Origin of the sequence: Teredinibacter waterburyi, from assembly GCF_001922985.1 — a bacterium.
Lineage (GTDB): Bacteria > Pseudomonadota > Gammaproteobacteria > Pseudomonadales > Cellvibrionaceae > Teredinibacter > Teredinibacter waterburyi.
Window position 1 is genome coordinate 1 of the sequence record NZ_MRUH01000063.1, and the last position, 736, is coordinate 736.

Annotated in this window: 1 protein-coding gene; it reads left to right on the forward strand. The window is 43.3% G+C overall.

Going from position 1 to position 736, the window contains the following annotated elements:
• Window positions 1-82: 82 nt before the first annotated feature.
• Entirely contained in the window at window positions 83-439 is a 357-nt protein-coding gene (locus IDZ20_RS05775; protein ID WP_188150481.1) for a hypothetical protein, read from the forward strand.
• The last annotated feature ends 297 nt before the right edge of the window (window positions 440-736 follow it).

Consider the following 736-nt stretch of genomic DNA (forward strand, 5'->3'; position numbering starts at 1 on the left):
TCGCGTAGCTCCATTTTACACAAACGCTCACAGCAAAAATTGCAGGTGAGCTTGGCGTTATGTGCAAGGAGAAGTCAGAGCATTGAAAAATTTGGAAGTAACACTTATAGCAGTAGTTTTAATAGCCGTATGTCACTTCGGTGGTGTGTTTGGTGTTTTCTTCTGGTTTGGCGGTTTGTTTGTTATTCCCGCACTCGCTATGATTTTCCAGTACCGCTATTTATCAGGAAGCTCTGTACTAAAAATAGTATTAGCCGCTCTACCTTGGTTGCTTTATGGAGCGTCTGGTTTAGTGGCGGTTCGGGCCATAGAGCATGAAGGTGCTCAAACCATGAATCAAATCTATTACTCGACACCACTATACTCCGCCATAATTGGCAGTATTATTTTAGGCCTGTGGGCTACATACAAAGGTTATCTTAATGAGTCTCAGCAGTAAGCACATAACAAAGCAAGGCAAAATCGCCCTGCGGGCTGGACGCGCTAACGCGCGCCTTTGCTTGCGGCGTTATGCGTCTTAACGGCTAGTAGAGTAGGGCTTGTAATTCATTGGTGTTGTTTTCTGTAAAAGTATCAGCTGATCTCGAACAGTTTGCGTGCATCCTCCGTTTACTTTAGCAATCAGCACAACAGCGTCCAAACGCTAACAATATTCTAGCGTTCACGTTTATAGCTTTTGGTTTTTCTTGAATTCGTAGCTGTAAGTTTTTGGTTATATAAATTCTTGGCTCCATCG